Source organism: uncultured Roseicyclus sp. (genome assembly GCF_937892565.1).
Lineage (GTDB): Bacteria > Pseudomonadota > Alphaproteobacteria > Rhodobacterales > Rhodobacteraceae > Roseicyclus.
In genome coordinates this window covers 1-26,230 of record NZ_CALAHQ010000023.1, presented here as the reverse complement: position 1 = coordinate 26,230, position 26,230 = coordinate 1, and the positions used below count along the sequence as shown (strand labels likewise).

Annotated in this window: 29 protein-coding genes, 1 tRNA gene and 1 riboswitch; of the genes, 16 read left to right on the top strand and 14 right to left on the bottom strand. The window is 64.0% G+C overall.

Annotated features, from left to right (window positions below; translation table 11 throughout):
- The first annotated feature begins 29 nt into the window (after positions 1-29).
- A complete protein-coding gene (gene yaaA / locus Q0094_RS02990; RefSeq protein ID WP_297615108.1) occupies positions 30-809 on the top strand; it encodes a peroxide stress protein YaaA in 780 nt (259 codons plus the stop codon).
- Between the two features lie 9 nt (positions 810-818).
- Here yaaA and Q0094_RS02985 read toward each other — a convergent pair whose 3' ends face one another.
- Genes Q0094_RS02985 through Q0094_RS02975 form a run of 3 tightly spaced genes read right to left on the bottom strand, consistent with a single transcriptional unit; the run spans position 819 to position 2,244 of the window.
- Positions 819-1,022, bottom strand: coding sequence for a hypothetical protein (locus Q0094_RS02985; protein ID WP_297615106.1), 204 nt, complete (start codon positions 1,020-1,022; stop codon positions 819-821).
- A 28-nt stretch (positions 1,023-1,050) separates the two neighbouring features.
- Complete coding sequence (locus Q0094_RS02980; protein ID WP_297615104.1) at positions 1,051-1,695, bottom strand: ChrR family anti-sigma-E factor; 645 nt, start codon at positions 1,693-1,695, stop codon at positions 1,051-1,053.
- A gap of 9 nt (positions 1,696-1,704) precedes the next feature.
- Positions 1,705-2,244: a sigma-70 family RNA polymerase sigma factor gene (locus tag Q0094_RS02975; RefSeq protein WP_297615305.1), complete on the bottom strand. Its 540-nt coding sequence runs from the start codon at positions 2,242-2,244 to the stop codon at positions 1,705-1,707.
- A gap of 226 nt (positions 2,245-2,470) precedes the next feature.
- On the opposite strand from Q0094_RS02975, the gene Q0094_RS02970 reads away from it, so the two are divergent.
- The 11 genes from Q0094_RS02970 (at position 2,471) to Q0094_RS02920 (ending at position 12,857) form a co-directional block, all read left to right on the top strand.
- Positions 2,471-3,763 (top strand): FAD-dependent oxidoreductase, encoded by a 1,293-nt coding sequence (locus Q0094_RS02970; protein WP_297615102.1) that lies wholly within the window; start codon positions 2,471-2,473, stop codon positions 3,761-3,763.
- A complete protein-coding gene (locus tag Q0094_RS02965; protein ID WP_297615100.1) occupies positions 3,760-4,521 on the top strand; it encodes a DUF1365 domain-containing protein in 762 nt (253 codons plus the stop codon). The genes Q0094_RS02970 and Q0094_RS02965 overlap by 4 nt, the downstream gene beginning before the upstream one ends.
- Before the next feature lies 1 nt (position 4,522).
- The gene (locus Q0094_RS02960; RefSeq protein WP_297615098.1) at positions 4,523-5,761 is read left to right on the top strand and encodes an MFS transporter; all 1,239 of its coding nucleotides are present in this window, start codon (positions 4,523-4,525) and stop codon (positions 5,759-5,761) included.
- Positions 5,762-5,773: 12 nt separating this feature from the next.
- On the top strand, positions 5,774-6,505 hold the full coding sequence (locus Q0094_RS02955) for an SDR family NAD(P)-dependent oxidoreductase (protein WP_297615096.1): 732 nt from the start codon (positions 5,774-5,776) through the stop codon (positions 6,503-6,505).
- Positions 6,506-6,593: 88 nt separating this feature from the next.
- On the top strand, positions 6,594-6,908 hold the full coding sequence (locus Q0094_RS02950; RefSeq protein ID WP_297615094.1) for a DUF3775 domain-containing protein: 315 nt from the start codon (positions 6,594-6,596) through the stop codon (positions 6,906-6,908).
- Between the two features lie 71 nt (positions 6,909-6,979).
- Complete coding sequence (locus Q0094_RS02945; RefSeq protein WP_297615092.1) at positions 6,980-8,788, top strand: adenine deaminase; 1,809 nt, start codon at positions 6,980-6,982, stop codon at positions 8,786-8,788.
- Positions 8,785-10,269 (top strand): AMP nucleosidase, encoded by a 1,485-nt coding sequence (locus Q0094_RS02940; protein ID WP_297615090.1) that lies wholly within the window; start codon positions 8,785-8,787, stop codon positions 10,267-10,269. Before Q0094_RS02945 ends, Q0094_RS02940 begins: the two co-directional genes overlap by 4 nt.
- A 148-nt stretch (positions 10,270-10,417) precedes the next feature.
- Positions 10,418-10,693 (top strand): HU family DNA-binding protein, encoded by a 276-nt coding sequence (locus Q0094_RS02935; RefSeq protein WP_297615088.1) that lies wholly within the window; start codon positions 10,418-10,420, stop codon positions 10,691-10,693.
- Between the two features lie 80 nt (positions 10,694-10,773).
- A complete protein-coding gene (locus Q0094_RS02930; protein ID WP_297615086.1) occupies positions 10,774-11,646 on the top strand; it encodes a DMT family transporter in 873 nt (290 codons plus the stop codon).
- A gap of 64 nt (positions 11,647-11,710) precedes the next feature.
- Positions 11,711-12,424, top strand: coding sequence for a cytochrome c biogenesis protein CcdA (locus tag Q0094_RS02925; RefSeq protein WP_297615084.1), 714 nt, complete (start codon positions 11,711-11,713; stop codon positions 12,422-12,424).
- 28 nt (positions 12,425-12,452) lie between these two features.
- Complete coding sequence (locus Q0094_RS02920; RefSeq protein ID WP_297615082.1) at positions 12,453-12,857, top strand: thioredoxin family protein; 405 nt, start codon at positions 12,453-12,455, stop codon at positions 12,855-12,857.
- A gap of 126 nt (positions 12,858-12,983) precedes the next feature.
- Here Q0094_RS02920 and aroC read toward each other — a convergent pair whose 3' ends face one another.
- Positions 12,984-14,084 (bottom strand): chorismate synthase, encoded by a 1,101-nt coding sequence (gene aroC / locus Q0094_RS02915; RefSeq protein WP_297615080.1) that lies wholly within the window; start codon positions 14,082-14,084, stop codon positions 12,984-12,986.
- 95 nt (positions 14,085-14,179) lie between these two features.
- Positions 14,180-14,287: riboswitch (TPP riboswitch) on the top strand.
- A 37-nt stretch (positions 14,288-14,324) separates the two neighbouring features.
- Here aroC and thiB point away from each other — a divergent pair.
- From thiB to Q0094_RS02900, 3 genes are read left to right on the top strand one after another with little or no spacing between them, the layout of a single operon-like run.
- Positions 14,325-15,311, top strand: a complete 987-nt coding sequence (thiB, locus tag Q0094_RS02910) for a thiamine ABC transporter substrate binding subunit (RefSeq protein WP_297615078.1) — start codon at positions 14,325-14,327, stop codon at positions 15,309-15,311.
- A complete protein-coding gene (locus Q0094_RS02905; RefSeq protein WP_297615076.1) occupies positions 15,287-16,855 on the top strand; it encodes a thiamine/thiamine pyrophosphate ABC transporter permease ThiP in 1,569 nt (522 codons plus the stop codon). Before thiB ends, Q0094_RS02905 begins: the two co-directional genes overlap by 25 nt.
- A complete protein-coding gene (locus Q0094_RS02900) occupies positions 16,839-17,528 on the top strand; it encodes an ATP-binding cassette domain-containing protein (RefSeq protein ID WP_297615074.1) in 690 nt (229 codons plus the stop codon). Before Q0094_RS02905 ends, Q0094_RS02900 begins: the two co-directional genes overlap by 17 nt.
- A gap of 82 nt (positions 17,529-17,610) precedes the next feature.
- Here the strand turns inward: Q0094_RS02900 and Q0094_RS02895 are convergent, their stop codons facing one another.
- The 9 genes from Q0094_RS02895 to dapF all read right to left on the bottom strand — a co-directional run bounded on the left by Q0094_RS02895 (position 17,611) and on the right by dapF (position 24,742).
- Positions 17,611-18,423 (bottom strand): cytochrome c1, encoded by an 813-nt coding sequence (locus Q0094_RS02895; RefSeq protein ID WP_297615072.1) that lies wholly within the window; start codon positions 18,421-18,423, stop codon positions 17,611-17,613.
- Positions 18,424-18,440: 17 nt separating this feature from the next.
- Positions 18,441-19,787, bottom strand: a complete 1,347-nt coding sequence (locus tag Q0094_RS02890; protein WP_297615069.1) for a cytochrome b N-terminal domain-containing protein — start codon at positions 19,785-19,787, stop codon at positions 18,441-18,443.
- A gap of 17 nt (positions 19,788-19,804) precedes the next feature.
- A complete protein-coding gene (petA, locus tag Q0094_RS02885) occupies positions 19,805-20,380 on the bottom strand; it encodes a ubiquinol-cytochrome c reductase iron-sulfur subunit (RefSeq protein ID WP_297615067.1) in 576 nt (191 codons plus the stop codon).
- Between the two features lie 250 nt (positions 20,381-20,630).
- Positions 20,631-21,056 (bottom strand): GNAT family N-acetyltransferase, encoded by a 426-nt coding sequence (locus Q0094_RS02880; RefSeq protein WP_297615065.1) that lies wholly within the window; start codon positions 21,054-21,056, stop codon positions 20,631-20,633.
- Positions 21,056-21,652 carry a glutathione S-transferase gene (locus Q0094_RS02875; protein WP_297615303.1) on the bottom strand — a complete coding sequence of 199 codons (597 nt, stop codon included), beginning with the start codon at positions 21,650-21,652 and terminating at the stop codon, positions 21,056-21,058. Before Q0094_RS02875 ends, Q0094_RS02880 begins: the two co-directional genes overlap by 1 nt.
- Positions 21,653-21,654: 2 nt before the next feature.
- The gene (locus Q0094_RS02870) at positions 21,655-21,936 is read right to left on the bottom strand and encodes a hypothetical protein (RefSeq protein WP_297615063.1); all 282 of its coding nucleotides are present in this window, start codon (positions 21,934-21,936) and stop codon (positions 21,655-21,657) included.
- Between the two features lie 31 nt (positions 21,937-21,967).
- Positions 21,968-22,621: an FMN-binding negative transcriptional regulator gene (locus Q0094_RS02865; protein ID WP_297615061.1), complete on the bottom strand. Its 654-nt coding sequence runs from the start codon at positions 22,619-22,621 to the stop codon at positions 21,968-21,970.
- A 25-nt stretch (positions 22,622-22,646) separates the two neighbouring features.
- Complete coding sequence (gene mtaB, locus Q0094_RS02860) at positions 22,647-23,906, bottom strand: tRNA (N(6)-L-threonylcarbamoyladenosine(37)-C(2))-methylthiotransferase MtaB (protein ID WP_297615059.1); 1,260 nt, start codon at positions 23,904-23,906, stop codon at positions 22,647-22,649.
- Positions 23,903-24,742: a diaminopimelate epimerase gene (gene dapF, locus Q0094_RS02855; protein WP_297615057.1), complete on the bottom strand. Its 840-nt coding sequence runs from the start codon at positions 24,740-24,742 to the stop codon at positions 23,903-23,905. Before dapF ends, mtaB begins: the two co-directional genes overlap by 4 nt.
- 97 nt (positions 24,743-24,839) lie before the next feature.
- Between dapF and Q0094_RS02850 the strand changes: the two genes are divergently transcribed.
- A tRNA-Lys gene (locus Q0094_RS02850) sits at positions 24,840-24,915 on the top strand.
- Positions 24,916-24,941: 26 nt separating this feature from the next.
- Here the strand turns inward: Q0094_RS02850 and Q0094_RS02845 are convergent.
- Positions 24,942-25,892, bottom strand: a complete 951-nt coding sequence (locus Q0094_RS02845; RefSeq protein ID WP_297615055.1) for a site-specific integrase — start codon at positions 25,890-25,892, stop codon at positions 24,942-24,944.
- Positions 25,893-26,230: the final 338 nt, after the last annotated feature.

Here is a 26,230-nt window from a genome sequence, read left to right as displayed (position 1 = left end):
ATGCCAGTCGCCCTTTCGGAGGAGTGTCCATGCTGATCGTGATTTCGCCGGCCAAGCGTCTGGATTGGGCCGTGCGCGACGTGGCGATGACAGTGCCGCAGTTCCAAGCGGATGCGCGGGCGCTGGCCCAAACCGCCCGTGGCCTCAGCGAGGCCGATCTGGCCCATCTGATGGATCTGTCAGCGGGTTTGGCGCGGTTGAATGTCGAACGGTTCCAGAGATTTGATACAGATCACGATGATCTGCGCCCTGCGGCCCTTGCCTTTGCGGGGGACACGTATCAGGGGCTGGAAGCGGCAAGCCTTGAGGCTGACGATCTGCGCTTTGCACAAGATCGGTTGCGCATCTTGTCCGGTCTGTACGGGGTCTTGCGCCCGCTGGATGCGATCCGGCCCTATCGGTTGGAAATGGGCAGCCAGCTTGCGACCGCAAAAGGCCCCAATCTTTATGCCTATTGGGGCGACAGGCTGGCCCGCGCCCTGAACGTGCAGGCGGCTGATCTGGGCACCGATACGCTGCTCAACTGTGCCTCGGTCGAGTATTTTTCGGCGGTCGATCCGGCGGCGCTGGCGTTGCGCGTGATCACGCCGCAATTTCTGGAAGACAAGCCCGGCGGCCCCAGGATCGTCAGTTTCCATGCGAAAAAGGCCCGTGGTGCCATGGCGCGCTTTGTCATCGAGCGGCGCTTGACCGACCCGGCGGCGATCCTTGCGTTTGATCTTGGGGGCTATGCCCATGCGCCGGAATTGAGCGCGCCGGGCCGACCCGCCTTTTTACGGTCCGCCCAAGCGGCGCATGCTGCGGGATGACCGAACGGTTCAGGGGCCGGGTTTGCGTGTCAGCCTGAGCAGGCACCAGATCGCCGATCCGCCGAAAAAAACCGTGCCGATGATGCCGATTTCCAAAGACGCGATGCCGCCGATGCCATTGGTGGCATAGGCACCGATCAACAGCGCCAGACCCGCAAGGCTGATGGCAAGCCGCAGCTTCAATTCGCCTTGGGTGGGCCCAAACTTGCTCATGACCGTCCCCGATTGCGCCGCATAGGGTCTAGATGCGCAAAAAGACCTGCGCCAGCCGGGGCAAGAGACCGTTGAACAGCAACCGCCCGTCGGTGGCGACCAGACAGATGCAATCCTCGCCGTCATCATCGGCGATGGGGGTGTGGTTGGTTTGCTGGTCAGCCACTTCCAGATCGCCGCGCACGTAATGGCCATCGACCGAGCTGTATCCGCCCTGAAGCACCAGCGTCATTTCGGTGCCACGATGGCTGTGTTCTGGCATCGCCTGACCGGCGGGGATATACAACAGCCGCGCAGTCGCTTCGCCGTCGCTGCACAAGACCGCCTGTTTCGTGCCGCGCGCGATGGATTTCCACTTTACCGCAGCCACATCTCCGCCGATCATTTTGCGCAAGGGCGCGGGGAACACTCCGTTTGACCGCGTGCCACGCTCGGTTGGTGCCATGCGGGAAATCTTGGCAAGCGTCTGTTCAAGGCTATCGGGGGCCAGATCGACCTCTTTCAGGTCCGACAGCACGGCGCCGCCCAGCTCCTCGAATCCGGCAAGCCGGACGCGGGCGTCGTCATTCAGCGACACATGGGTTGCGACGACCAGATCGAAGGCTTGCGGCAGAACGCCAGCGGCGTAGCCCATCAGCATATCATCTGGAACATGATGGCGAATGGCGGGCATCCGGCCTCCTTAATTCATTGCGTGACGCAACCTTTCCAGCGCCAACCTAATGCGAGACTTGATCGTGCCAAGGGGTAATCCTGTTTGCGCAGCGATTTCGCTGTGGGTCAGGTCCCCGAAATAGGCGCGTTCGATCAATTCGCGCTGTTTCTTGGGAAGCTTGCCAATCGCTTCGGCCAGTTTTGTGGATTCTTGCTGCAGCGCGATTGCGTCGGCTTGATCGGGGGCATCCTCGGGGCCCCAAGGCAGGTCCTCGGGTTCCGGGCGGGCATAGCGGCGCAGCAGGTCGATCTTGCGATTGCGCGCAATCGTGAAGATCCACGTCGCGACGGATGCCCGCGACGGGTCATAGAGATTCGCCTTGTGCCAGAGCGTGGCCATCACGTCCTGCATGCACTCCTCCGCAAGGGCGTGGTCCGCCCCCGACTTGATCAGAAATGCCTTCACCCTTGGCGCGAAGTGACGAAACACCTCGGCAAAAGCCTTCTGATCTTGGTGTTGCGCGATAGAGGCGATACTCGCCACCCAGTGCGCATCTGACTTGTCCATTGCCGTCACGGTCGGGTCACGCCTTTCTCACTGACACCAGATAGGGATGACCGGTATCATCCCCCAATAGGTGCCAGCTGGCTGTTCAGCGTGGTCGTTCAACGACAGCATATCGCAGTTACGCGGTTTTCCCTAGACCGGATCACAATTATTTTCTTTGATCTGCGCAAGCTTGGGGCGCGTAACCCTTGCACTGCGCAACTCGACGAATCAGGGGACATCGCCGATGCCATTCGAACACCCGGCCGCCGCGCCGAAACGTATTGCCGTGATCGGCGCGGGGATTTCGGGGATGGGCGCTGCCTATCATCTGGCAGATGCCCATAACGTCACCTTGTTCGAGGCCCAGCCGCGGCTGGGTGGACATGCGCGCACCATCGTGGCGGGCAAGCATGGCGATCAGCCCGTCGACACCGGCTTTATCGTGTTCAACTATGCAAACTATCCCAATCTGACGAAATTGTTCGCACAACTCGATGTTCCGGTGGCAAAATCTGACATGAGCTTTGCCGCCTCGATCGGGGGGGGGCGCATCGAGTATGGTCTGCGCAGCCTCAATGCGCTGTTTGCCCAGAAACGCAATCTGGCCAACCCCGGCTTCCTGCGCATGGTGCGCGATCTGTTGCGCTTCAATGCGGCGGCCGAAAAGGTCGCGACCGATGCCACCCTCACGCTGGGCGAATTGATGGACCAGATGCAGATGGGCCGCTGGTTCCGCGACTATTACCTGACCCCGATTTCCGGTGCGATCTGGTCCACGCCCAAGGAGGAGATCATGGATTTCCCGGCCCAGGCCCTGGTGCGATTCTTCCGCAACCATCACCTGATGCAGACCACGGGCCAGCATCAATGGTGGACGGTTCAGGGCGGATCGATCGAATACGTTACCCGGTTGGAACAGGCGCTTTTGCTCAAGCGGGTCGATATTCGCATGGCCACCCCCATCAAGACCGTCAAGCGCAGCGCGCGGGGGGCCGAGATCTTGTGCGAAGGCCATTGGGATGTGTTTGACGACGTGGTCTTTGCCACCCATTCCGATGACACACTGGCGATGCTGGCCGATCCCAGCCCAACCGAAACGGCGGCGCTGGGGGCCGTGCGCTACCAATCCAACACCGCCGTTCTGCATGCCGACACGCGTGCGATGCCACAGCGGCGCGTGACGTGGTCGTCTTGGAATTACACCGAACGGCCCGGCCATCAGGGCGGGCCGATCGATCTGACCTACTGGATGAACTGCCTGCAGCCGATCCCCGAAAGCGACCCCTTGTTTGTCACGCTCAACAGCCGCGCGCCGATCGATGACGCCTTGATCTATGACACGGCCGAGTTCCGCCACCCGGTCTATGATCTGGCAGCGCTTGCCGCTCAGGGTGCGGTGCGGGCGATGAATGGTCGGAACAACACATGGTTCTGCGGCGCGTGGATGAAGAACGGGTTTCACGAAGATGGCTATGCCAGTGCGCTCGACGTGGTCGAGGCGATCGCGCTGCGCGACGGGGCACGGCAGGCGGCATGAGCCGGGTGGATCACATCTCGGGATCGACCTTTCACGGGCGGCGCGGGGCTGTGACCAATGCCTTTACCTATTCCATCGATTATGTGCTGCTCGATGCCGAAGATCCCCGTCCGCGCGCGCCCTGGCTCTTTGCGCGCAATCGCGGCGCGCTCACATCGCTGCAAGACAGCGACCATGGCGGCCCGCCCAAGCAGGGCCGTGGCGCCGCGTGGGCGCGCGCGGTTCTGGCCACCCATGGCTTGGACGCCGTGACCGATGGAACCCTTCAGCTTCTGGCCCAGCCGCGCATGCTGGGCCATGTCTTCAATCCCGTCTCGTTCTGGCTGGCGCATGACCGCGAGACCCGATTGCGCGCCGTGATCGCCGAGGTGTCGAACACCTTTGGTGACCGGCACAGCTATCTGTGCGCCCATCCCGATCAGCGCCCCATCGACCGGGCCGATGTGCTGCGCGCGCAAAAGATCTTTCACGTCTCGCCCTTTCAGCCCATCGACGGCGGCTACAGCTTTCGCTTCGACATCCGCGCCGACCGGATCGGTGTCTGGATCGACTATGCCACCGACGGCGAGGGTCTTTTGGCGACGCTCACGGGCAAGCGCGCGCCCCTGACCAGTTGGGCGATCTTGCGATCCGTGCTGCGCCGCCCCTTGGGTGCGCGCCGGGTTCTGGCGCTGATCCATTGGCAAGCCCTCAAGCTCTGGTGGAAGGGTGCACCCTACCGCGTGCGCCCCACCCCGCCGGAGCAAGACGTTTCCTGAGATGGCCCGCCTCCCCTCGCGCATGGGCTATGCGGTTTTTGCCGCGATGCTGGCGGCTGCTGGCTTGCCCATCTATATCCACGCGCCCAAGGTCTATGTCGATGAATTCGGCGTCGGCCTGACCGCGCTGGCGGGGGTCTTGTTCGCCTTGCGCCTGTTTGACGTGGTCCAGGATCCGGCCTTGGGGTGGTTGGCCCAACGGTTGCGCGCCCGGCGCGGGGCGGCGGTGATGGCCGGTGTTGCGGTCTTGGCAGGATCGATGTTTGGGCTTTTCGCCATCACCCCGCCCATCGCCCCGATCTGGTGGTTCGCCTTGATGATGACGGGGTTGTTTTCGGCCTTTTCCTTTCTGACGATCTGCATGTACGCCCAAGGCGTTGCCGCCGCCCCGCAGCTTGGGCCGCAAGGCTATCTGCGGCTGGCCGCGTGGCGGGAAACGGGCGCGCTTTTGGGGGTCTGTGTGGCCGCCGTGGCCCCAACGGTGCTGGATGCCACGGGGAACGCCTATGGCAATTTCGCGCTGGGGTTTGGGCTCTTGTGTCTTTTGGCGCTGTGGCTGATGCGGTCGGATTGGGCGGGCACGGTCCTGCCCGGCGACAGCGGGTTTCGTGCGGTGCTGTCAGACCCGGTCGCGCGGCGGCTTTTGGTGGTGGCGCTGATGAATGCGGCCCCCGTGGCCGTGTCATCGACGCTGTTCTTGTTCTACGTCGAAAGCGTGCTGGAAGCCCCGGGGTGGGAGGGGCCGCTGTTGCTGTTGTTCTTTCTGGCCGCAGCGCTCAGCGCGCCGATCTGGACGCGGGCGGCGGCGCGATTCGGGGCGCGTGCGATGCTTTTGTCGGCCATGGCGCTGGCGATTGCCGCTTTTTCAGTGGTGCTCCTCCTTGGGCCGGGCGATACGGTGGCGTTTGCGTTGATCTGTCTGGCATCTGGGGCGGCGCTTGGCGCGGATTTCGCGCTGTTGCCGGCGCTTTTTGCGCGCCGCATGGAGCAGATCGCGCCTCAGGCTGCGGCGGGTTTTGGCCTTTGGGCCTTTGTGTCCAAGCTGACGCTGGCATTCGCGGCCGTGGTGCTGTTGCCGGCGCTGGATGCGGCGGGGTTCCAGTCTGGCGGTCAAAGCCCTGAGGGCGCGCTTGATTTGCTGACCTATCTCTATGCGCTGGTGCCGTGCGTGCTGAAGCTGGGCGCGATGGCGGTTCTGGCGACAACGCCGCTGCCGCAAGGCGCGGCCAATCCGATCTGACGGGGTGGTGTGATGCGGGATTTCAAAGGCAAACGGTATTGGCTGGTCGGCGCCTCCGAGGGGTTGGGCCGTGCGCTGGCGCTGAAGATGAGCGGCGCGGGCGCCGAGTTGATCGTCTCGGCGCGCTCTGCCGAACGGCTGGCGGCGCTGGCGGCCGATCTGCCGGGGCCGGTGCAGGTCGTGCCGATGGACATTGCCGATCGTGACAGCGTGGCGCAGGCCTGGGGCCAGTTGGGCCGGATCGACGGCATGATCTTTCTGGCGGGTGTCTATTGGCCACAATCGGCCAAGGCGTGGAACGGGCCCGAGGTCGAGGCGATGTTCGACATCAACCTGACCGGGGCCGCGCGGGTGCTGGCCCATGTCGTGCCCGATTTCGTGGCACGCGATACGGGCCATATCGTGCTGACCGGCAGCCTGTCGGGGTTTCGCGGGCTGCCCGGCGCCATCGGCTATGCGGCGTCAAAGGCGGGGCTTTATTCGCTGGCGGAATCGCTTGATGGCGATCTCAAGGATACGGGCGTGAGCGTGCAACTGATCAACCCGGGCTTCATCCGCACGCGGCTGACCGACAAGAATGATTTCACCATGCCCTTCATCATGGATCCCGACCCTGCCGCCGAGATCTTTTTCGACCATATGCGCCGGGGCGGCTTTGCCCGAAGTTTCCCCACGGTTTTCAGCCTTGTGTTCCGCCTGAGCGCGCTTTTGCCCCACAGGCTCTATCGCCGCCTGTTCTTCTGACCCCGGCCCTTGCGCCAGATCAAGGACGCATCTGCCCCACCATGCGCAATGACCCCATCGGGTCGCACCATGAACAGGAGGGCAAGCGATGGAACTTTCACCGCAACAGGTGGCGCAGGTCATCTTGATGGGCCACGAACTTGACCGCGCCGAGGGCGAGCTGCGCGGCTTCATCGATGCCATGCCCGAGGATGAGCGCGCCGAACTGACGGCGCTCTACTGGATCGGGCGCGGCAGCTTCGAGGTCGATGACTGGGCCGAGGCCGTCGAAACCGCCTTTGCCGAGGCCACGACACCCACCGCCGATTACCTGTTGGGCAGCCCGCATTTCGCCGATCATCTGGAAGCCGGCGCCGAGGCGATGGGGATCGATATCACCGATGTCGAGGAAGACCTGCTTTAGACGTGCCATCGCCGGGCCCCTGTCGTTCAACCGTCACTTGCCAGCTTGACGGGGATCGGCAAGATTGGGGCATGAACCCATCCATTTCCTTTCCCGCATGGTCTGATGTCGCCTCGGATCTGGTCGCCACCGCCGCAGGGCGTGCGCCCGCCGATCTTGTCTTGACCAATGCGCGTGTCGTTCTGGTCCAAACCCGCGAAGTGATGGAGGGCTGGCAGATCGCCACCCGCCATGGCCGTTTTGCCTATGTCGGGCCTGATGCGCGCCATTGCATCGGTCCCCGGACCGAAGTGGTCGATCTGGAGGGGCGCTACCTGATCCCCGGGCTGTGCGATGGGCACATGCACATCGAATCGGGCATGCTGACACCCGCCGAATTCGCCCGTGCCGTGATCCCGCATGGCACGACATCGATGTTCACCGACCCCCATGAGATCGCCAATGTGCTTGGTCTGCGCGGTGTGCGGCTGATGCATGACGAGGCGCTGATGCAGCCCGTGAATATCTGGACCCAGATGCCAAGCTGTGCGCCTTCGGCCCCGGGGCTGGAGACGACGGGCTATGAAATCGGCCCCGAGGATGTGGCCCAGGCGATGCGCTGGCCCGGCATCGTGGGCTTGGGCGAAATGATGAATTTCCCCGGTGTGGTGGCGGGCAGCCAGCAGATGCTGGCCGAAATCGCCGAAACCCAAAAGGCGGGCAAGACCGTGGGCGGGCATTATGCCTCGCCCGATCTGGGGCGGGCGTTTCACGCCTATGCCGCGGGCGGCCCGGCCGATGATCACGAAGGCACGTCCGAAGCCGATGCCATGGCCCGCATGCGTCAGGGGATGCGCGCGATGATCCGGCTGGGGTCGGCCTGGTTCGATATCGAGGCCCAGATCACCGCCATCACCGAGCGCGGGCTTGATCCGCGCAACATGATCTTGTGCACCGATGATTGCCATTCCGGCACGCTGGTCCATGAGGGCCACATGAACCGCGCGCTGCGCCACGCCATCGCCTGTGGTTGCGATCCGCTGGTGGCCTTGCAGATGGCCACGATCAACACCGCCACCCATTTCGGGCTGGACCGCGAAATTGGCCAGATCGCACCGGGCCGCCGGGCCGACATGATCGTCACCTCGGATCTGGCGACCCTGCCCATCGAAACGGTCTTTGCCCGTGGCCGCCGGGTTGCCGAAAACGGCCAATGTCTGGTGGACTGTCCGCATCTCGATTGGCCCGCCGATGCGCGCGGCACGGTGCATCTGGGCCGGGTGCTGGCGGCGCCGGATTTCGCGGTGGCCGCGCCGCAGGGCGCGACGCAGGCCCGCGTTCGCGTGATCGGCGTGGTCGAAAATCAGGCCCCGACCCAGGCGCTGGAGGCCACGCTTGCCGTGGTGGCGGGCGTGATCGAGGCACAAGGCCCGGTGGCCCATATCGCGCTGGTCGAACGCCATCGCGGCACGGGGCAGGTGGTGAATGGTTTCGTGTCGGGCTTTGGCTATGACGTGCCGATGGCCATGGCCTCGACCGTGGCGCATGACAGCCACCACATGATCGTGGTGGGCACCGATCGCGCGATGATGGCGCAGGCCGCCAACCGCTTGGCCGAGGTGGGCGGCGGGGTGACCATCTGGAAAGACGGGGTCGAAATCGCGCTGGTCGAATTGCCCATCGCGGGGCTGATGTCGGACAGCCCGGCCGCCCGGGTCGCGGCCCGCGCGCAAGCCATGGTCGAGGCGATGGCGGCCTGCGGATGCAGGCTCAACAACGCCTATATGCAGCATTCGCTTCTGGCGCTTGTCGTGATCCCTGCCTTGCGGATCTCTGATCTGGGGCTGGTGGATGTGACCCGCTTTCAACTGACCGATCTGATCGTGGGGACGAGCCCATGAACCGTTCTACCCGCCGGATCGCAACCCCCGACCAGGAGCCAAAGCGCAAGGTGTTCACCGATGCCGATGCGGCGGTGGCCCATCTTCAGGCGCTCTACAGCGAAGCGGTGCGTTATCTGTGTGATCGGTTCACCGACACGCTGCGCGATGGTGCGCCCGATGATACGCGCTACCGCGCCTTTTATCCCGAATTGCGCATGACCACGACGACCTATGCCCTGACCGACAGCCGGTTGAGTTTTGGCCATGTGGCCGAACCGGGCAGCTATGCCACCACGATCACGCGCCCCGACCTGTTTGGAAACTATCTGCGCCAGCAGATCGGCCTGTTGATCAAGAACCATGGCGTCCCGGTCGAGATCGGCCCGTCGCTGACACCCATGCCGGTGCATTTCGCCGTTGCCAATGACCGCGCGATCACCGTGCCGCAGGAAGGGGCGGGTGATTTCACGCTGCGCGATGTCTTTGATGTGCCGGACCTGTCCACCACCCATGACGACATCGTCAACGGCTTGGGCTTTACCTATGAGGATGGGGCGCAACCCCTGGCGCCCTTTACCGCACAGCGGGTGGATTATTCGCTGGCCCGGCTGGCCCATTACACCGCGACCGATCCGGTGCATTTCCAGAACCACGTCCTGTTCACCAATTACCAGTTCTATGTCGACGAATTCGAGGGCTATGCCCGCAGCATGCTGGCCCGCCCCGAAAGCGGCTACACAAGTTTCGTGGCCACCGGCAATCTGGAGATCACGGACCCCGCCGCGCCGATCGCCCATCCCACCAAGATGCCGCAGATGCCCACCTATCACCTCAAGCGCACGGATGGGAACGGGATCACCCTGGTCAACATCGGGGTCGGCCCGTCGAACGCCAAGACCGCGACCGACCATATCGCCGTGATGCGGCCACATGCCTGGATCATGGTCGGCCATTGCGCGGGCTTGCGCAATTCGCAGCGCTTGGGCGATTTCGTTCTGGCCCATGCCTATCTGCGCGAGGACAAGGTGCTGGATGATGATCTGCCCGTCTGGGTGCCGGTTCCGGCCCTGGCAGAGATTCAGGTGGCGCTGGAAAATGCGGTGGCCCATGTGACCGCGCTGGAAGGCTATGAGCTCAAGCGCATCATGCGCACGGGCACGGTGGCCAGCCTTGACAACCGCAACTGGGAACTGCGCGACCAGACCGGCCCGGTTCAGCGCCTGTCGCAATCGCGCGCGGTGGCGCTGGATATGGAAAGTGCGACCATCGCCGCCAATGGCTTTCGGTTTCGGGTGCCTTACGGGACGCTGCTGTGTGTCTCGGACAAGCCGCTGCATGGCGAGCTGAAGCTGCCCGGCATGGCATCGGAATTTTACAAGACGCAAGTCTCCCGCCATCTGTTGATCGGTATCCGGGCCATGGAAGCATTGCGTGACATGCCGCTGGAGCGGCTGCACAGCCGGAAATTGCGCTCTTTTGAGGAAACGGCGTTTCTGTAGACCAAAAAAACGACCCGCAAGCCGTGTTTTCGACCTTTTTCTGCCTACTAAGCGTTGTGTGAGGACACAATATTCGGTTAGGTTTTCGCCAACCGGCCCAAGGGCTCGGGCAGTATTCAGGAGAAAAACACCAATGGCACAAAAACCCATGACCAAGACGCAGCTTGTCGCAGCCCTCGCAGAGCATATGGGCTCGGACAAGAAAACCGCCGCCGCAGCGATTGATGCTGTCGCGGCCCTTGTGACCAAGGAAGTCGCCGCTGGCGGCGCGGTCACGCTTCCGGGCATCGGCAAGATCTATTGCCGCGAGCGCCCCGTGCGTATGGTGCGCAACCCCGCCACCGGCGAAACCATCAAGAAAGACGCCGACAAGCAGGTGAAAATCACCATCGCCAAATCCCTCAAGGACAGCGTCAACGGCTGATTGCCCTGACCGGGCTTTCGTGAAAGGGTCGCGCCCAACGGGGGCTGCGGCCCTTTTTTCTGTTTGGGCTGATTGATCACATGGATTTCCGGGCGCTTCTGGCGGGGCTTGTCTTTGCGCTGATCTGGTCTTCGGCCTTTGCCTCGGCGCGGATCATCGTCGAGGCCATGCCGCCGCTGAGCGCCTTGGCCATCCGCTTCCTGATTTCGGGGCTGATCGGCATCGCCATCGCCGCCGCCATGGGACAGGCGTTGCGCCTTGGTCCGGGCCAATGGCGGGCGGTGATCATTTTCGGGCTGTGTCAGAATGCGCTTTATCTGGGGCTGAATTTCGTGGCGATGCAGTGGGTCGAAGCATCGCTTGCGGCGATCATCGCCTCGACCATGCCGCTTTTGGTGGCGGCGGCCAACTGGGGCCTGTTCCGCGAGAGATTGCCCGCACTTGGCGTTGCGGGTCTGGCGGCGGGCTTTTGTGGCGTTGGCCTGATCATGGTGCAGCGTCTGGGCGTTGGGGCTGATGGGTTGGGGATCGTGCTGTGCCTGATCGGGGCTGCGGCGCTGACGGTGGCCACATTGGCGATGCGCGGTGCGGCCACGGGTGGGGGCAATCTGATGATGATCGTGGGCTTGCAGATGCTGGTCGGATCGGCGGCCCTGGCGCCTGTGGCGCTGATCACCGAAAGCTGGTCGGTCGAATGGTCGACGCGGTTGGCGCTGGCCTTTGTCTACACCACCTTGATGCCGGGGCTTTTGGCGACCTTGATCTGGTTCTGGCTGGTGGGCCGGATCGGGCCAACGCGGGCTGCGACCTTTCACTTTCTCAACCCGGTCTTTGGCGTGGCCATCGCGGCCATGCTCTTGGGCGAGGGTTTGAGCCTTGTCGACGTGATCGGGGTGGCCATCGTGGCTGCGGGCATTCTGGCCGTGCAATTGTCGCGCGCCGGGCCGGCCTGACCCTCACTGACAGATCACGGCTTTGTCGGGTGACAGGCCCCGTGGGCTCGCCCATCAAGGCGGTATGGAAATCGTTTTGTCATATGGTGCGGGCCTGTTGACCTTGATCAACCCCTGCGTGCTGCCGATCTTGCCGATCGTGTTGGCGGGCGCGCTTCAGGCCAGCCGTTGGGGGCCGCTTGCGCTGGCCGCAGGCCTTGGGCTGGCCTTCGTGACGCTGGGGTTTGCCGTCATCGCGGCAGGTCATCTGGTGGGCCTGACCGAAGACAGCGTGGCGCGCGCCGGGGCCATCTTGATGGTGGGCTTTGGCCTTGTGCTTTTGGTGCCGCACGCCTCGGCGCGCTTTGCCATGGCCACGGCCGGTTTCGCCGAGCGTGCCGATGCCGGCATCCGGGGCGCATCCATGTCTGGCTGGCAAGGGCAGTTCCTGGGGGGCTTTTTGCTTGGCGCGGTCTGGAGCCCCTGTGTCGGCCCGACCTTGGGGGGTGCGATTTCGCTGGCCAGCCAAGGGCAGGATTTGTTCAGCGCCTTTGGCATCATGCTGGGTTTCGCCTTTGGCATCGGCACGGTGATTGTCGCCTTGGGCTATGGTGCGCGCGGCGCGTTGCGCCGCCACATGGGCGCGCTGCAAGGTCTTGCCAGCGCGTCGCGCCCGATCCTGGGCGCTGTCTTTCTGTTCGTCGGTGCAGCCATCCTTTTGCGCTGGCACCACCTCGCCGAGATCTGGTTGCTCGACCGCATGCCGGTCTGGCTGCAAGATCTGTCTGTTGCCTTGTGACCCCCCCCTCCCGAAAGGAGCCTTCGTCATGTTCACCCGTCGCCAGACCCTGACCGGCGCCATCGCGTTTGCCCTGCTGCCCATGGCCCGCACGGCGCAGGCGCTGATCGATTACACCCCCGGCCTTGTGACCGACCGGCTGGCCGCAGGCGAGACCGTGTTCGTCGATTTCTCGGCGACATGGTGCTCGACCTGCCGCGCGCAAGAGCGGGTGATCACCGCCCTGCGCGCCGCGAACCCCGCCTATGACGCGGCCATGACCTTTGTGAGGGTGGATTGGGATGCGCATGGCACGGGTGATCTGTCGCGCAGCCTTGCCATTCCGCGTCGCTCGACGCTGGTGGTGTTGCGCGGGGATCAGGAACTGGGCCGGATTGTCGCCCAGACGGGCGAGGCCGATATCCGCGCGCTGATGGATCTGGGCCTGTCCTGACGCCACGCGGCCTTGATTGACCAAGCGGGTGTTGCCAAGCCGGCCGCGCGCTTGCGTCAGCGTCGGGCGCGGCAGCGGGTCGGGCCGTTCGATCGTGCCGACAAAACGCGCGCCCTGTTCGGCAGATCAGCCGATCTTGCCGTGATGGTTGCCGATTTGCCCACGATGCAGCAGCAGATGATCGAGCAGCACACAGGCCATCATCGCCTCGCCCACGGGCACGGCGCGAATGCCCACGCAAGGATCGTGGCGGCCCTTGGTGACGATTTCGGTCGCCTCACCCGTCTTGGTGATGGTCTTGCGCGGCGTCAGGATGCTGGAGGTCGGCTTGACCGCGAAACGCACCACCACGTCTTGCCCGGTCGATATCCCACCCAAGATGCCGCCGGCATGGTTCGAGCCATAGATCGGCCCATCGGGCCCCATAAAGATTTCATCGGCGTTCTGGCTTCCCGTCAGGCTGGCGGCCGCCATGCCGTCGCCGATCTCCACGCCCTTGACGGCGTTGATCGACATCATCGCGGCCGCCAGATCGCTGTCGAGCTTGCCATAGATCGGCGCGCCCAAGCCCGCGGGCACGCCCCGCGCCACCACTTCGATCACCGCGCCCACGCTGTCGCCCGATTTGCGCAAGCCATCCAGATAGGCCGCCCAATCCTGTGCCGCCTGTGCATCTGGCACCCAGAACGGGTTGCGTTCGATTTCCGCCGCGTCAAACCGTGCGCGGTCAATGCCATGCGGACCCATCTGAACCATATAGCCCATGATGGAAAGCCCCGGCACCAAAACCGCCAGCGCGGCCCGCGCCACGCCGCCCGCCGCCACCCGCGCGGCGGTTTCGCGCGCGCTCGACCGCCCGCCGCCGCGCGGATCGCGGATGCCGTATTTCTGCCAATAGGTGATATCGGCATGACCCGGACGGAATTTTTCGGCGATCTCGCCATAATCCTTGGACCGCTGATCGGTGTTGCGGATCATCAACTGGATGGGCGTGCCGGTCGATTGCCCCTCATGGACGCCCGACAGGATCTCGACTTCGTCGGGTTCGCGGCGCTGGGTGGTGTATTTGTTCTGCCCCGGTTTGCGCCGGTCCAGCCAATGCTGGATCGCGGCCGCCTCGATCGTCACGCCGGGCGGGCAGCCATCGACCGTCGCACCAAGCGCGGGCCCATGGCTTTCCCCCCAGGTCGTGACGCGAAACAGATGGCCAAAGCTGTTGAGGCTCATTGCGCAGAAATCCCTTGTTCGTCTGTACCATGGCCTAACGGCACGCCGCCCAAATGCCAAGCCGCTTGCATCGGCCAAGGTGCGGCGCTAACTGTTGGCCCACCTCGGGGTGGCCGGATCGGCCTGAGATGCGCAAAGGATCGCGTGAACCCGTTGAACCTGAACCGGTTAGGACCGGCGGAGGGAAGGTTGGCGGCGAACCCGCCCCTCACTTCGTCCGTCGCCATGGAGGAGTGAGACATGAAACACACCATCATCGCTGCGGGACTGTCTGTTGTCGCGGGGGCAGCGTTCGCGCAGACCCCGGTGCTGACGGTCTATACCTATGACAGCTTTGTCTCGGATTGGGGCCCCGGCCCCGCGATCGAGACCGCGTTCGAGGCGACATGCGCCTGTGACCTGCACTTTGTCGGTGCCGGTGATGGCGCGGCGCTTTTGGCGCGGCTCAGGCTTGAGGGGGACACCACCGAGGCCGATATCGTTCTGGGTCTGGACACCAATCTGACGGCAGCGGCGCGCGAAACGGGGCTGTTTGCGCCCCATGGCATCACGCCCACGGGGTTGACCTTGCCCGTGGTCTGGGATGATGCCGCATTCCTGCCGTTCGACTGGGGCTATTTCGCCTTTGTCCATCGTGCCGATCTGGCCGAGGTGCCGACATCCTTTGCCGCGCTTGCGGCCTCGGACCTGTCCATCGTGATCCAGGACCCGCGATCCTCCACCCCCGGGCTTGGCCTTTTGATGTGGGTGCAGGCCGCGCATGGCGATGATGCCGCAACCATCTGGGACGGTTTGGCCGACAACATCGTCACCGTCACGCCCGGCTGGTCCGAGGCCTATGGCCTGTTTCTGGAGGGTGAGGCCGATCTGGTGCTCAGCTACACCACCTCGCCCGCCTATCACCTGATCGCCGAAGAGGATGCAGGCTTTGCCGCCGCCCCCTTTGACGAAGGGCATTACCTGCAGATCGAGGTTGCGGGCATGCTGGCCGCCAGCGATCAGCCCGATCTGGCGCGCCGGTTTCTGGAATTCATGCTGTCGCCCGCCTTTCAGGAGGTCATCCCCACGACCAACTGGATGTATCCCGCCGCCCTTGCGTCCGATGCGCTGCCTGCCGGGTTCGAGACCCTGATCCAGCCCGAAACGGCGCTGTTGGTGGCCCCGGATCAAGCCGCCGCCCTGCGCGATGAGGCGTTGGCCATATGGCAAAGCGCGCTCGCCCGCTGAGCGTGATCCATTGGATGGGCGCGGCTTTTGCCGGGCTCATAGCCTTGGCGGTGCTTGTGCCACTGGGCGCGGTGATGGCACGCGCCGATTGGCCGCCCGCGCTTGGCCCGGCCGATCTTGCCGCCATCCGCTTTACCTTGATGCAGGCGGCCCTGTCGGCGCTGGCCAGCGTGGGGCTGGCCGTGCCTGTGGCGCGCGCGCTGGCGCGGCGGTCCTTTCCGGGGCGTGCGGCGCTGATCACGCTGATGGGCGCGCCGTTTCTTTTGCCGGTCATCGTTGCGGTGCTGGGTCTGTTGGCCGTGTTTGGCCGCGCGGGTTGGTTGAACGACGCGCTGGCGGGGATCGGGCTGGGCCGCATCGACATCTACGGGCTGCAAGGCGTGGTTCTGGCGCATGTCTTTTTGAACCTGCCGCTGGCGGTGCGGCTGATCTTGCAAGCCTGGCAGGCGATCCCGGCCGAGCGGATACGTCTGGCCACAGCGCTTGGCTTTTCCAGCCGCGACATGCGCCGACATTTCGAGCGGCCGCTGTTGCGCGCCGTGGTGCCGGGGGCTGTGCTTTTGATCTTTCTGATCTGCACCACAAGCTTTGCGGTGGCGCTGATCCTTGGCGGGGGCCCTGCCGCGACGACGGTGGAATTGGCGATCTATCAGGCGTTTCGCTTTGATTTCGATCTGGGACGGGCGGCGCTTTTGGGGGGTGTTCAGGTGGCGATCTGCCTGTGCGCCGGGGCGCTGGCCTTTGGTGCGATCCGCACCCAGGAGCTTGGGCCGGGTCTTGACCGCCCGGCGCTGGCATGGCCCGGCGACAGGGCGCTGGCCCGTTGGGGGGATGGGGCCGTGATCGGGGCGGCCGCGCTGTTTCTTCTGATGCCGATGCTCGCTGTGGCGCTCAAGGGATTACCTGCGCTGCTAGGCTTGCCACCCCAAATCTGGGAGGCGGCGTTGCGGTCTTGCATCCTGGCGCTGGGGTCCACGGCGGTGGCGGTCGGTCTGGCTGTGCCCATCGCGCTTTTGGCGGCGCGCCTGGCCCGGCCCGGTCTGGTCGAGATGCTGGCCTTTCTGACCATTGCCGTGTCGCCGCTGGTGTTGGGAACCGGGCTTTTCATCGTGATCCGGGCTGTGGCCAACCCGGTGGCTCTGGCGCTGCCTGTGACGGGGATGGTCAATGCGCTGGTGGCGCTTCCCTTTATCCTGCGCGCGCTGGTGCCAGCCGCGATCCTGGCCGAAGCAACGCAGGGCCGCTTGGCCGATGCGCTGGGCATGCGCGGTCTGGCGCGGCTTCGCCATGCGATCTTGCCGCGCCTGATCCGCCCCTTGGGCTTTGGCGCGGGGTTGGCGGCGGCGTTTTCCATGGGGGATCTGGGGGTGATCGCGCTGTTTTCCCTGCCGGGACAGGGCACGCTGCCCTTGGAGATGTATCGCCTGATGGGCGCCTATCGAACCGACGACGCGCAAGGGGCCGCCGTGTTGTTGATGGCGCTGACGCTTGCCATCTTTTGGCTTTTTGATCGCGGGGGACGGCTTGATGCTGCAACTCGATGACGTGGCGCTGACGCAAGACGGCTTTTCGCTGTCGCTGTCGGGCACGGTCGAACCGGGCGCGCGGGTGGCGGTGCTTGGCCCATCGGGCAGCGGAAAAAGCACGCTTCTGGCGCTGATTGCGGGGTTTGAACGGCCCGACCGGGGGCGCATCCTTTGGAACGGTGCCGACATCACCGGTGACAGCGTGGCCCGGCGACCTGTGTCGATCCTGTTTCAAGACGGCAATCTGTTCCCGCATCTGACTGTCTTTGACAACGTCGCCCTTGGGCTGCGCCCTGATCTGCGGCTATCGCCACACCAGCGCGACCGCGTGGCCCAAAGCCTGAGCGATGTGGGCTTGGGTGATTTCGGCGACAGGCGGCCCGCCACGTTGTCGGGCGGGCAACAGGCGCGGGTGGGGTTGGCGCGGATGCTGCTGCGCGACCGGCCCCTGGCGTTGCTGGATGAACCCTTTGCTGCCCTTGATCCCGGCCTGCGTGCCGAAATGCTGGCGCTGCTCAAATCCCTGTCCGAAAGGCGCGGGCTGACGCTGATCATGGCCTGCCATGACCTGCGCGATGCCGAGCGGCTGTGCGACCGTCTGTGGATGCTGGAGGAGGGAAAACTGGTGCTGGATGCGCCGATGGCGGGCCTGCGCGATGCGCCGCCCTGTGGGCTGATGCCGTGGCTCTGATGGGGCAGGGCGCCACAAGGCACAGACATCAGACAAAAAATGCGCCCCATGGGGCGCATTTCCGTATCTTGTCATGGGCCGATCACTCGGCCGGATAGCCCTTGGCGCGGGCCTTGACCGGGGCCCAGATCCGCTTGTTGGTCAGATACAGCATGACCGCCAGCAGGCCCAGCATCAGAATGGCGGTAAAGCCCATCTGCTTGCGCGCCATCAGCTTCGGCTCCGCGGTCCAGGTCAGAAACGATGCCACATCCAGCGCCATCTGTTCGACCGTGGCTTCGGTGCCATCGCCATATTCGACTGCGCCATCCCACAGCGGCGGGGACATTGCGAGATAGCCGCCGCCATAGGTCTCGTTGCCATAAAGGATCGACCCAAACTCTTCCTTCTCCGACCCGGTGTAGTGGGTCAAAAGCGAAGCGACATATTCCGACCCGCCCATGCCCTTGAACAGCGGGTTCAACGCAAGGCCGTAAGGCCCGCTGAAGCCAGCGCGTGCCTTGGTCATCAGGCTGAGGTCGGGGGCGTTTTCCATGGATGATTGCGGAAAATGGTCGTTCGGCGTGGCCGCGCGCCAATCTTGCAGTTCTGCATCATAGACTTCGATGTAGTTCTGCTCGATGTAGGCGCGCACCTCTTCTTCGCTCAGCCCCGGGCCGCCCTCGTCCGAAAGCGTGCGCAGCGGCACATAGCGCAGCCCGTGACAGGCGGCGCAGACTTGGGTGTAGACCTGAAGACCGCGCTGAAGCTGGGTCTGGTCAAAGCGGCCAAAGGGGCCTTCGTGGGCAAAGTCGAAGTTTTCGACATAGCCCGCCCCGCCCGCGGCCAGCGCTGCCCCCGAGGAAAGGGCCAGAGTGGCAGCCGCAGCAGCGCTGATGGCAAGTTTCCTGAGCATACTCAGTGTCCTTTCTCTCACTCGGCCGGGGTGGGGGCAGATGCGCCGCCCAACCCACCGGTTTTGCCGTAGTGCGCGTTGAAATCTTCCTCGATGGTCGCGGGCTGGGCCAGCGGCTTTTCGATCACGCCCAAAAGCGGCAAGATCACAAGGAAATAGGCAAACCAGTAGGCCGAACCGATCAGGGCGATGTAGGGGTAGATGCCTTCGGCGGGCATGGCGCCGGCCCACATCAGAACAAAGAAGTTCACGACGAAGATCCAGAACCACCATTTGAACATCGGACGATAGCGGCCCGACCGCACCGATGATGTATCAAGCCACGGCGCCAGCGCCATCACGATGATCGCGCCAAACATGGCCAGCACGCCGAAGAATTTGGCGTCCACGATGCCCGCGGTCAGGAAATCGGCCACGATCACCAGCCAGACCTCACCATCGAAAGCACGCAAGATCGCATAGAAGGGCAAGAAATACCATTCCGGCACGATGAAGGCGGGCGTCACCAGCGGGTTGGCTTCGATGTAGTTGTCAGGATGGCCAAGGAAGTTCGGCATGAAGCCCACGATCGCGAAGAAGGCGACAAAAATCACCGCCAGCGCGAACAGGTCCTTGATCACGAAATAGGGCCAGAAGGGCAGCGTGTCGGAGTCTGCGTCTTTCTTCGACGTCCGGCGCACTTCAACACCCGTGGGGTTGTTGTTGCCGGTCGTGTGGAACGCCCAGATATGCACAATCACCAGACCCAAGATCACGAAGGGCAGCAGATAATGCAGCGACAAGAAGCGGTTCAGCGTTGCGTTATCCACCGCTGGCCCACCCAGGAGCCATGTCTGGATCGCCTCGCCCACAAAGGGGATCGCGCCGAACAGGCCGGTGATCACGGTGGCACCCCAGAACGACATCTGACCCCATGGCAGAACATAGCCCATGAAGGCCGTGCCCATCATCAACAGGTAGATGAGCATGCCGATGATCCATGTGATCTCGCGCGGGGCCTTGTAGGAGCCGTAGTAAAGACCGCGGAAGATATGCAGATACACGGCGATGAAGAACAGCGATGCGCCGTTCTGGTGAATGTAGCGGATCGCCCAGCCACCGTTCACATTGCGCATGATGTGTTCGACCGAGGCGAATGCCATGTCGACATGCGGCGTGTAGTGCATCACCAAAACGATGCCGGTGATGATCTGCATCACAAGGCAGAAGGTCAGCACGATGCCCCAGATCCACATCCAGTTGAGGTTCTTGGGGGTCGGGATCATCAGCGTGTCATACATCAGCGACACGATGGGCAGACGCCGATGCAACCACTTTTCAGCGTTGCTCTTTGGCTCGTAATGGTCGTGGGGAATTCCGGACATGTCTTTGTCTCCCTCGTTCAGCCGAGCAGGATCGTGGAGTCGTCCACGAACGATGCCACAGGGATGGGAAGGTTTTCAGGGGCGGGTCCGCGACGGATGCGGCCCGAACTGTCGTAATGCGAGCCGTGGCAGGGGCAGAACCACCCGCCGAAATCGCCTGCGCCGTCCCCGATGGGAACGCAGCCCAGATGGGTGCAGACGCCGATCTGAACCAGCCACTCGCCGGTATTGGCGCCCGAATAATCCGGCATGGACCGGTTTTCATCCGAGGCGTCGATCGGGCCGATATTGGGGTTGCGCGCGTCTTGATCGACCAGATCGGCCAGATCGACACCACGGGCTGCTTCGATTTCATCGGCAGTGCGGCGGCGGATGAACACCGGTTTGCCAAGGAAAAGCACCGTCAACTGCGTGCCTTCGGAAATGCCGCCGACATCGACGCGCATCTGGCTGGCAGCCTGCACATCGGCCGACGGGTTCATCTGGTTTACCAGCGGCCACACGGCCGCGCCCACGGTCACGGCACCGACGCCGGCCGTTGCGTAGTACAGAAAATCGCGGCGATCACCGCTGTGGTCTTCGGCGTGTGACACGGTTTCGCGTCTCCCCTTGCTCTGGGTCCGGGGGGTGCCGGACCTTGAAACCCCGAAAGGGCAAAGGGAATCCACCCTTGCCCGGTTGGCACGCTGTCTATGAGGTACGGTTATAGGCGTCCAGCGGACAAACGCGCGCAGTGACGCCGAAATGTCGCAGATCACCAGCTATTTTCGACAATCCTCGCGCGATGATGCAACCCTTGCGCGAGAGGGCGCAGCGCCTCGCCCGCTTGCCGGGTAATGTCGCCTAAAGCGGCCGCCGCATCACCCGATGCAAGATGCCCGAGCCGTCATCATAGTCCGGCCCTTCCGCGACAAAGCCCATGCTTTCGTAAAAGGGGATGACATAAAGCTGCGCCTCCAGCATCGCGCGGGCAAAGCCTGTCGTGCGTGCGGCCGTCATCACATGATCCATCAATGCCCGGCCCAAGCCGGTTCCCCGGGCATGGGCCATCACCGCGACGCGGCCGATCTTGGCCGTGTCGCCCAAGGCGATCAGCCGCGCACAGCCCAAGGGGCCGCGCTCATCCTCGGCCAGAAAATGGGTGCAGGTCGCATCCTCGGCATCCCATTCCTCGGCTTCGGGGATGCCTTGTTCCTCGATAAAGACCGCGCGGCGCACGGCGAAACACCCTGCGCGCGCGGCCTCGGTCCGGGCCACGGCGATCTGCATCAGGGCTGTGTCGCCTGCATCGCGGGGCGGGTTGCGAAATCGGCATACCATGCGCAAAGCCCGTCACGCCCGTTGCGCCACGCGCGATCATCATGGCGGAAATCCAGATAGCCCAGCGCACAGCCCACCGCGATCTGACCCATATCGAGCGGCCCCTTGAGATGGCTGAGCCATTGGCCGTCCAGCGCATCGAGCGCACGGGCGATCTTGGTCCATTGCCCCTCCATCCATGGGGCGAACTGGATCTCGGGGGCGCGAAAGCGTTTTTCATAGGTCAGGTTCACCGCCGCATCCATGATGCCATCGGCAGTCGCCTCGAGCGTCAGGACATCCCAGATCCGGGCATCGGGATAGAGCCCGGCCTTGGACTGAGCATCCAGATAGCGCGTGATCACCCGGCTGTCGTAAAGCGTCGGGGCATCCGGCCGCGTCAAGGCCGGGATCTTGCCCAAGGGGTTGGCCGCATTCAGACGATCTTCGCCACCCAAAGGCGAGGTCGCGACCTGAACCAGCGGCAGATCGGGGATGCCCGCCTCGGCGATCAGCACGCGGACCTTGCGCACGAAGGGCGAAGCGGGTGAGCCCAAAAGTTCCATCTTCATCGTGTTTTCCTTATGCGAAGCCGCGCCAAGGCGCTCAGATCGACCTCCATGCCCGGGCCATCCGGGCCAAGCCGGATGTTGCGCCGCCACCGCGCTGTGGCATTCATCTGTCCGGGCGCATGGCCGATGCTTGCGCCGACAGGCGTGTGATTCAGCGCGTCTTCGGCGGCGGGCGACAGCCGCCGGGGCCGGGCGCGGCGCGCGGCGGCATAGGCAAGGGCTGCCACCGCGCCATAGCGCAGGACAAGACCGGCAAGCGGGACAAGCGGAATGGCCAAGGCGCAACCTCCCTTGCGGCTGGATCTTGGCCTAGAGATAGGGGAAGGGGGTGTCGCTGTCCATCGGCGGCGGGCCGTCGCGCATCAGTTGCGACAGCGTTTCGACCTCATGGCCGATGCGCGATGCGCGCACCGCTTGGGCGGCCCCCAGACGCGCGGCTTCGGTCTTGTTCTGGTTCAGCTTCCAAGTTCCCTCGACGCTGTCGAGCGTGAAACGAAAGGGCACGATGCCGCGCATCATCCGCGTCAGCGCCTCTTCGGGCATCTTGTCCACGGTCCAGGGTTTCTTGGGGGCCAGCCGGTCCTCGAAATGGGCCGAAACGCGGTCCAGATGGCGGCGCATGTCATCCGGGTCGGCGGGGTGCAGATGGCCGCGCAGATGCACGGCGATGTAATTCCATGTCGGCACCTGTGCAGGGTCGCCATACCAATCGGGCGAGATGTAGCCATCGGGCCCCATCACGGCGATCACGGCGGCCACCGGCCCGGTCACCGCCCGCGCGATGGGGTTGGAGCGGACAAGATGCAATTCGCCGCCCGTGGCATCGTCGTTCAGCCAGAACGGCACATGCGACAGCATCGGCCCCGCATCGCCGTTGACGCAGAGCGTGCCAAAACCGCGTGTGCGCGCAAAGGCAAGGTTCAGCGCCGTGCCCTCGGACCGGAAAGCTGGGTTCGGGTGCATGGATACTCCTTTCGCGGGGGGGTGTTCAGGCGGTCAGGCGATCACCGGCCCATCCGGTGATGCGCGCGGTGACGATCCGGCCTTCGGGCTGATCGGCCGCAAAGGCCACTTCGGTGAATTGCTCGGTCCGGCCCATGCGGGGGTTTTCCATCAAGATGTGATGGGTTTTGCCCGCCTGTGCGCGCAGATGCACGGCCAATGCCGCTTCGCCCGCCTGCCGCAGACGCGCGGCGCGGGTCTTGATCGCCGCGCCGCCCACTTGTGGCATGCGCGCGGCGGGTGTGCCGGGGCGGGGCGAATAGGGAAAGACATGCAGCCATGTCAGCCCACAATCGACCACCAGCTTCAGGCTGTTGGCAAAGGCGTCTTCGGTTTCGGTCGGAAAACCGGCGATGATGTCGGCGCCAAAGACCATGTCGGGGCGCAGGCGCCGGGCCTGTTCGCAAAAGGCGATGGCATCATCGCGCAGATGCCGGCGCTTCATCCGCTTGAGGATCAGATCATCGCCATGCTGGAGCGACAGGTGCAGATGCGGCATCAATCGCGCCTCGCTCGCGATGGCGGCCATCAGGTTCGGGTCGGCCTCGATGGAATCGATGGACGAAATCCGCAGCCGCGCCAGATCGGGCACCAGCCGCAAGATGCGCATCACCAGATCGCCCAGACGCGGCGCACCCGGAAGATCCGCCCCCCAGCTTGTCAGATCGACGCCCGTCAGCACGACCTCAAGATAGCCGCGATCCACCAGCCGCTTGATCTGATCGACCACCACACCCGCCGGAACGCTGCGCGAATTGCCGCGACCATAAGGGATGATGCAAAAGGTGCAGCGATGATCGCAGCCGTTTTGCACCTGCACATAGGCGCGGGCGCGGGTTCCGAAACCGTCGATCAGATGGCCCGCCGTCTCGCGCACCGACATGATGTCATCGACTTGCACGCGCTCGGTATCGCCCACAAAATCGGCGGCCATCGCGGCCCAGGTCGTGGCTTGCATTTTCTCGGTGTTGCCGATCACGCGGTCGACCTCGGGCATGGCGGCAAAGGTCGCGGGCTCGGTCTGGGCGGCGCAACCGGTGACGACCAGCGTGGCATCTGGGTGCTGGCGGCGCAGGCGGCGGATATCCTGGCGCGCCTTGCGCACGGCCTCGGACGTCACGGCACAGGTGTTGACGATCACCAGATCGGACAGGCCCGCACCCGCCGTCATCTCGCGCATCGCCTCGGTCTCATAGGCGTTCAGACGGCATCCCAATGTGTGAAAGACGGGCGGTTTGGCGGTCATGGAACGGCGGCCAGCCATGCGGGCGTCAGCACGCCGGAAAACACCGTTGCCGTGGGCCCCGTCATCCAGACGCCATCATCGCGCCAATCGACCAGGATATCGCCGCCATCGAGTGTGATCTTGACGGCCCGCCCGGTCAGCCCCCGCCGCGCCGCAGCCACCGCCACCGCACAAGACGATGAGCCAGAGGCCAGCGTCACCCCCGCCCCCCGTTCCCAGACCCGCATCCGCAGATGATCGGGGCCGACCAGATGGACGAATTGCACATTGGTGCGTGCCGGAAACAGCGGGTGATGTTCGATCCGCGCGCCCTCGGTTGCCAGATCGACGGCACAGGCATCGTCGACGAAAAAGCTGCAATGCGGGTTGCCCATTCCGGTGGCGACCGGATCACCCGGGATGGGCAGGTGCAGGGTATCCATCGCATGGGCCAGCGGTATGTCGGCCCAATCGGTCAAGGGCTGGCCCATATTGACCGAGGTCAGCCCCCCGCCCGCATCGACCGCCTGCAAAAGCCCGCGCTCGGTTCTGAGGGTCAGCGCCGCGACCCCGCGCCTGTCCATCTCATGGCGCGCGATGCAGCGCGTGGCATTGCCGCAGGCCGCCGAAAGCGAGCCATCGGCATTCCAGAAGGTCAGCCGCAGATCGGCGGTCGGGTCATCCTCGATCACCGCCAATTGGTCAAAGCCCACACCCCGGTGACGATCCGCCAGCGCACGCGCCAGCCCGGCGGTCACGCGGGGCGCATCCGCGCGCGCATCGATCACCACAAAGTCGTTGCCAAGCCCATGCATCTTGAGAAAGGGCAGGCCGGGAAGGGGGCCATGATCAGACATGGGCGGGATATACGCCCCGCGCGGCCGCATGGAAATCCCCCGCCGGGGTTTTTGGCTTGACGAGGCACCGGGCCGTCCGTAGTAGGCGCCCCAGAGCGGGCCCGTAGCTCAGTTGGTAGAGCAGTTGACTTTTAATCAATTGGTCACAGGTTCGAATCCTGTCGGGCTCACCATGTTCCCCTGTCCTGATTGATCGCAATCACAGACCGCCATCCACGATCCGGCCGACGATCTCGGTTCGGCTGCGCAGTTGGTTGGGTTGCAGATGCGCGTAGCGCTGCGTCATCGCGGATGAGGAGTGGCCCAACAATTCCTGCACCTCATAGAGGCTGACGCCATTGTTGATCAGCAAGCTTGCATAGGTGTGGCGCAGATCATGGATGCGCACCTCGGGCAGGCCCGCCGCATCGCGTGCCTTGAAATAGGCGATGTGAAAGCCGTTGTAACAGGTGCCGGTGCGCGGATTGATGAAGATGTAGTCTTTCGGCGCCATGGCCTGACCCAACTCACGCGCGCGTTCCTTGGTGCGGGCCAGAACCTCGATCGCGGCGGCACTCAGCATGATCCGGCGCGAGCGCCCGTTTTTCGAGATGGGCACGCGCCAATGCCCCGCCACCAGATCCATGTCGCACCATTTCGCGGTGCGCGCTTCGCTCTTGCGGGCGCCGGTCAACAGCATAAAGCGGATGAACAGCGACAGGTAGGGGTGGTTGATGCGGTCACATTCGCGCAAAAGCCGCCCGATCTCGGCTTGGGACAGGAACCGCTGGCGGTAATCGCCGGTGGGCAGCTTGCGCAGATAGGGCGGCGCATTGGCCCCCTCGGGCAGCGCCCCCCAATCGCGAACGGTGCGAAACAGGCGGTTCACCAGAAAGATGTGCTTGTTGATGGTGGTGTTCTTCAGCCCCGCCTGAACCTGACGGCGCAGCCACGCGTTGACCGTCAGCGGCGCCAGATCAGCCCAGCCCAAGGGGCCCAGCGTGTCGCGCAGATGCTTGTCATAGGTCAGGGCCGTGTGGCGATGCCCCCGCGTGGTGGCCGCGACATGGGGATAGTAGTGATCATCGAAAAACGCGTTCAGCGTCGCCACAGGCTCGCAAAAGGCAAAGCCGCGCATCACGGTGTCGATACCGGGGTCGGACATCATCATGATCTTACATTCCTCGCCCATCTGTCGGCCGTGTCGTCTTGGTTTCAGGGCGCCCCGGCCCATGCTTTGCCACTATTGGCTGCCCCGTTCTTGGGTCTTTGATCTGGCCATCGCCGTCAGAATGGACGCGCCCAATCCTCACCTGTCCCGAACCCAAAGATCGATCCAAGAGGATCAATAATCTATCTAGAGACGTATCTGAAAAACGAAAGAGAATTTTTGACCAATAGTTGGAATTGGAATTCTCTTTCAGGCGGAATTGGAGAGCAGTATCTTCGCTACGACTGCCCTGATTGCAACCGCGGGTGTTGCTTCTGCTGACATCGCGCTTTCGGGCG

Bases quoted from the DNA above. Each gene is read 5' to 3' on its own strand.
- yaaA (WP_297615108.1), top strand. From the start codon at position 30: ATGCTGATCGTGATTTCGCCGGCCAAGCGTCTGGATTGGGCCGTGCGC.
- Q0094_RS02985 (WP_297615106.1), bottom strand. From the start codon at position 1,022: ATGAGCAAGTTTGGGCCCACCCAAGGCGAATTGAAGCTGCGGCTTGCC.
- Q0094_RS02980 (WP_297615104.1), bottom strand. From the start codon at position 1,695: ATGCCCGCCATTCGCCATCATGTTCCAGATGATATGCTGATGGGCTAC.
- Q0094_RS02975 (WP_297615305.1), bottom strand. From the start codon at position 2,244: ATGGACAAGTCAGATGCGCACTGGGTGGCGAGTATCGCCTCTATCGCG.
- Q0094_RS02970 (WP_297615102.1), top strand. From the start codon at position 2,471: ATGCCATTCGAACACCCGGCCGCCGCGCCGAAACGTATTGCCGTGATC.
- Q0094_RS02965 (WP_297615100.1), top strand. From the start codon at position 3,760: ATGAGCCGGGTGGATCACATCTCGGGATCGACCTTTCACGGGCGGCGC.
- Q0094_RS02960 (WP_297615098.1), top strand. From the start codon at position 4,523: ATGGCCCGCCTCCCCTCGCGCATGGGCTATGCGGTTTTTGCCGCGATG.
- Q0094_RS02955 (WP_297615096.1), top strand. From the start codon at position 5,774: ATGCGGGATTTCAAAGGCAAACGGTATTGGCTGGTCGGCGCCTCCGAG.
- Q0094_RS02950 (WP_297615094.1), top strand. From the start codon at position 6,594: ATGGAACTTTCACCGCAACAGGTGGCGCAGGTCATCTTGATGGGCCAC.
- Q0094_RS02945 (WP_297615092.1), top strand. From the start codon at position 6,980: ATGAACCCATCCATTTCCTTTCCCGCATGGTCTGATGTCGCCTCGGAT.
- Q0094_RS02940 (WP_297615090.1), top strand. From the start codon at position 8,785: ATGAACCGTTCTACCCGCCGGATCGCAACCCCCGACCAGGAGCCAAAG.
- Q0094_RS02935 (WP_297615088.1), top strand. From the start codon at position 10,418: ATGACCAAGACGCAGCTTGTCGCAGCCCTCGCAGAGCATATGGGCTCG.
- Q0094_RS02930 (WP_297615086.1), top strand. From the start codon at position 10,774: ATGGATTTCCGGGCGCTTCTGGCGGGGCTTGTCTTTGCGCTGATCTGG.
- Q0094_RS02925 (WP_297615084.1), top strand. From the start codon at position 11,711: ATGGAAATCGTTTTGTCATATGGTGCGGGCCTGTTGACCTTGATCAAC.
- Q0094_RS02920 (WP_297615082.1), top strand. From the start codon at position 12,453: ATGTTCACCCGTCGCCAGACCCTGACCGGCGCCATCGCGTTTGCCCTG.
- aroC (WP_297615080.1), bottom strand. From the start codon at position 14,084: ATGAGCCTCAACAGCTTTGGCCATCTGTTTCGCGTCACGACCTGGGGG.
- thiB (WP_297615078.1), top strand. From the start codon at position 14,325: ATGAAACACACCATCATCGCTGCGGGACTGTCTGTTGTCGCGGGGGCA.
- Q0094_RS02905 (WP_297615076.1), top strand. From the start codon at position 15,287: ATGGCAAAGCGCGCTCGCCCGCTGAGCGTGATCCATTGGATGGGCGCG.
- Q0094_RS02900 (WP_297615074.1), top strand. From the start codon at position 16,839: ATGCTGCAACTCGATGACGTGGCGCTGACGCAAGACGGCTTTTCGCTG.
- Q0094_RS02895 (WP_297615072.1), bottom strand. From the start codon at position 18,423: ATGCTCAGGAAACTTGCCATCAGCGCTGCTGCGGCTGCCACTCTGGCC.
- Q0094_RS02890 (WP_297615069.1), bottom strand. From the start codon at position 19,787: ATGTCCGGAATTCCCCACGACCATTACGAGCCAAAGAGCAACGCTGAA.
- Q0094_RS02880 (WP_297615065.1), bottom strand. From the start codon at position 21,056: ATGCAGATCGCCGTGGCCCGGACCGAGGCCGCGCGCGCAGGGTGTTTC.
- Q0094_RS02875 (WP_297615303.1), bottom strand. From the start codon at position 21,652: ATGGAACTTTTGGGCTCACCCGCTTCGCCCTTCGTGCGCAAGGTCCGC.
- Q0094_RS02865 (WP_297615061.1), bottom strand. From the start codon at position 22,621: ATGCACCCGAACCCAGCTTTCCGGTCCGAGGGCACGGCGCTGAACCTT.
- mtaB (WP_297615059.1), bottom strand. From the start codon at position 23,906: ATGACCGCCAAACCGCCCGTCTTTCACACATTGGGATGCCGTCTGAAC.
- dapF (WP_297615057.1), bottom strand. From the start codon at position 24,742: ATGTCTGATCATGGCCCCCTTCCCGGCCTGCCCTTTCTCAAGATGCAT.
- Q0094_RS02845 (WP_297615055.1), bottom strand. From the start codon at position 25,892: ATGATGATGTCCGACCCCGGTATCGACACCGTGATGCGCGGCTTTGCC.